The 3,209-nt window shown below is 66.7% G+C and carries 4 protein-coding genes and 1 pseudogene; all 5 read left to right on the top strand.

Annotation, left to right across the window (positions count from 1 at the left end):
- Nucleotides 1–353, top strand: a pseudogene (locus PLC66_RS22410) (conjugative transfer ATPase); the annotation flags it as partial.
- A 13-nt stretch (nt 354–366) separates the two neighbouring features.
- Entirely contained in the window at nt 367–1,110 is a 744-nt protein-coding gene (locus PLC66_RS22415) for a DsbA family protein (protein WP_324544395.1), read from the top strand.
- A 194-nt stretch (nt 1,111–1,304) separates the two neighbouring features.
- Complete coding sequence (radC, locus tag PLC66_RS22420) at nt 1,305–1,799, top strand: RadC family protein (RefSeq protein WP_324544392.1); 495 nt, start codon at nt 1,305–1,307, stop codon at nt 1,797–1,799.
- A 165-nt stretch (nt 1,800–1,964) separates the two neighbouring features.
- Complete coding sequence (locus tag PLC66_RS22425) at nt 1,965–2,414, top strand: TIGR03757 family integrating conjugative element protein (RefSeq protein WP_324544393.1); 450 nt, start codon at nt 1,965–1,967, stop codon at nt 2,412–2,414.
- A partial coding sequence (locus PLC66_RS22430) for a TIGR03756 family integrating conjugative element protein (RefSeq protein WP_324544394.1) occupies nt 2,411–3,209 on the top strand: 799 nt, incomplete at its 3' end. The genes PLC66_RS22425 and PLC66_RS22430, both read left to right, overlap by 4 nt.

Consider the following 3,209-nt stretch of genomic DNA (forward strand, 5'->3'; position numbering starts at 1 on the left):
TCAACATGATCGAGTGGTGGATCTGCCTGTCGATGCCGCCCGATGAAGTCGAGAAAATCGCGCGCTTTCGCGAACTCAACGCGTCGCAGAAGGCACTGATGCTCTCGGCGCGCAAGGAGGCCGGCAAGTTCAGCGAGGGCGTCATTCTGTCGAAGTCGATGGAGGCACTGTTCCGCGCCGTGCCGCCGAGCCTCTACCTGGCGATGGCGATGACCGAGCCCGAGGAGAAGGCCGAACGCTTCCAGTTGATGCAGCAGCACGGCATCTGCGAGCTGGATGCCGCCTTCCGCGTGGCCGAGAAGATCGACCGTGCGAGGGGCATCGAACCGCTGGTGCTGGATTCGCTGGCCTGACGGGAGCGACACGATGCGCATGCCTTCCTTCGCCTGCCGTCATCCCCGGATCGGTCTGCTGATCGTGGTGACGATTGCGGTGGCCGCGTGGATGCTGCTGCGCGTGCCGCATCCGGCAACCGAGTCCATGCCCCTGGCCGCTGCCGAGTCTGAAGCGTCGAAACCGGCCGGACCGCCCTGGCTGTATGGCCGTGCCGATGCGCGCTTCACGGTGGTCGGGTACGCCGACCTGGAGTGTCCGTACTGCCGGGCCTACTTCCCCGCACTCAAGCGCTGGATCGACGCCCATCCCGAGGTGAACTGGCAGTGGCACCACCTGCCATTGTCCATGCACGAGCCGGCCGCGACGGCCGGGGCACGTCTGGCCGAGTGCGCGGGCGAGGCTGGCGGACATACCACGTTCTGGCGGGCCGTGGCGTGGCTCTACTCGAGCACCCGTGGCGACGGGCAGGGTCTGCCGGAGGGCCTGCACTATCCCGAGCTCACGCCAGGCATGCAGGGCTGTCTCGACAGCGATCGCCCCGATGCCGTCATCCGTGCCCAGATGGTGGAGGCCGCAGAGCAGGGCATCTCGGCCACACCGGCCTTGCAGCTGCGCGACCGCGGGACCGGCAAGACGCTCCTGCTGAATGGTCCTGTCGAAGGTGATGCCTTGCTGTCGGCCATCGACCTGCTCGCCGCCGGCGCTAAGACCGTTGCCGAACCCGCCCATTCCCCAGACATGCCCACCGGCGTTGCCGGTGACATGCCCAGGTAGCCATCGATCCTCAAGGCTACGGCGCGGCTGGTCCGCGTTGATCGCAACCCGTTCGCATCGCATCCGTTGCCGCGAACAACCACTGCATTCGCGGTGGTGGATGCCCGCTCGTCACCTGTTCCATTCCTATCGTCCCAGGAGGGTTTGCCCTCCAGGGGCAGGCGCCCTCCGATCTCATCCATTGGAGGTTCGCCATGTCTCTTGTCATCGCCGACTCCGGCCCGGAGTCGCTCACCCTGATTGCCGCCCAGCACGAAGACTGGATCATCCAGCAGGCGATCATGCTGCTGGAGAACCGCGTGTTCAGGGGCGGTCCCGTATTGGAGAGTCCCGCCGCCGTGCGCGACTACCTGCGCCTGAAACTGGTCGCGGAGCCGAACGAGATCCTGGCCGTCGTGTTTCTCAACAGCCAGCACCAGGTGCTCGCCTTTGAGCCGCTGTTCAAGGGCACGGTCGACCAGACGCCGGTGTATCCGCGGGTGTTGGTTCAGCGTGCACTGGCGCTCAACGCTTCGGCCCTGATCCTGGCGCATCAGCACCCGTCGGGGAAAACCGAGCCTTCATCCGCCGATCGTGCGATCACCGAGCGGCTGACGAGCGCGCTGGCCACCATCGACGTCCGGGTGCTGGATCACTTCATCGTCGGCAAGGGCAGCCCGTTCTCGTTCGCCGAAGCCGGCTTGTTGTAGCAGCATCCCAGACGCATCTGTTTCATCACCACGGGAGCCATTGGCTCCCGCTTCCTTTTGGTTCTTCCGCAGGAAATCGGGGCTGAGCGGTTTCGGTTTCCTTGTCGTTCCCTGATCGGCATTGCGTTCGACTACGAGCCTGCATCGACTCCGCGGAGGCGCGCCGTGCCGGTTCATTCCCCCAACCTTCCTGCTGCCTCGCGGCGTCCCCTGGCGGCCAGACTGACCGCCGGACTGTGCGCCGCGCTGCTCGGCCCCATCGCAACCGCCGCCGATGTGCTCGTCGTCACCGACAGCCATCATCCGGTGCAGGCTCCGGCTGGCGCGCGGGTCATCGAACTGGACCAGGCTGCGCGCATCGAGTTCGAACTCGCGGCGCACCTGCCGACCGACCCGCGACAGGCCGCGGCCCTGGTGCGGCAACGATTGCATGCCGGCGGTGAGGCGCTGCAGCGCCGAATCGGCCACGCCTATCAGGGTGTCGCGGAAGCCTGGGGGCTGGGGGTCGCCAGGATTCCCGCGGTGGTGGTCGATCGGCGCTACGTGGTCTACGGCGAGCCCGACGTCCCCCGAGCCATTGCACGCATCGACGCATACCGGAGCACGCAGCCGTGAGCCTCCTGCTGGCGTCCTCGCGCCTGCATGCCACCGTCACCTCGCTGCTGCTGAGCGCGGCCACGGCGACGTTCGCCCTGGACACGGCCACGATCGTCTCGTCGGCGCTGTCCCGCGACTGCCTGGAATACCGCGTCGTGGGTGTTTGCTACTGGCTGAACTGCGGGCGATCCGGCTGTTCGGTGCGCACTTCCGTCAAGGTGCACCACTACGTCCCCGATGCGGTGGTGTCGAGCTACTCGAACACCGGAGAGAACCCATGGCGGGAAGTCAGGGCGATGAGCATGCCCAACCCGACTGCCAAGGCAGGCGGTGACGGCACGACCAACCACGACAACGAGAACAACCTCGCCAAGTTCAAGAACGCCGATGTCGTCGGCCATCCGGGCGGGATGGTGTTCCGCCAGTTCGCCAGCACTTCCGGCTACAGCTGCGAAGGTGCAGGCACCGCCTTCATGCCGTACCTGCTGAGCACGCTCGACACGCTGGCTTGGCGCTACAACGTCCCCGAGATGGCGTACCCGGAAGCGCTGGTTCCCGGCCTGCGGGAGATCGGTACGCGCACCGGCCTGAACCTCTGGGGCAACGTGTATCCACGCGGTGGCTTCCTGCACCAGACGGATGACCACGAGAGTGCCGCCGTGGTCGCGCAGCGCGCGGGCGACATCGTGACGCGCCGCAACCAGACTCACGTGTACCAGCCGCTGCTGGCGAGCGCGCGCGACGGCTACTGGCCGGCGGGCGCGCTGATGGAGACCGACGCCTCGACGGGCAAGTGGCAGGAGCTGACGCCCA

Origin of the sequence: Thauera sp. (genome assembly GCF_035444905.1) — a bacterium.
Taxonomy (GTDB): Bacteria; Pseudomonadota; Gammaproteobacteria; order Burkholderiales; family Rhodocyclaceae; genus Thauera.

What these genes read in the sequence shown, in the direction of transcription:
- PLC66_RS22415 (WP_324544395.1), top strand. Translation starts at nt 367, where the DNA reads ATGCGCATGCCTTCCTTCGCCTGCCGTCATCCCCGGATCGGTCTGCTG.
- radC (WP_324544392.1), top strand. Translation starts at nt 1,305, where the DNA reads ATGTCTCTTGTCATCGCCGACTCCGGCCCGGAGTCGCTCACCCTGATT.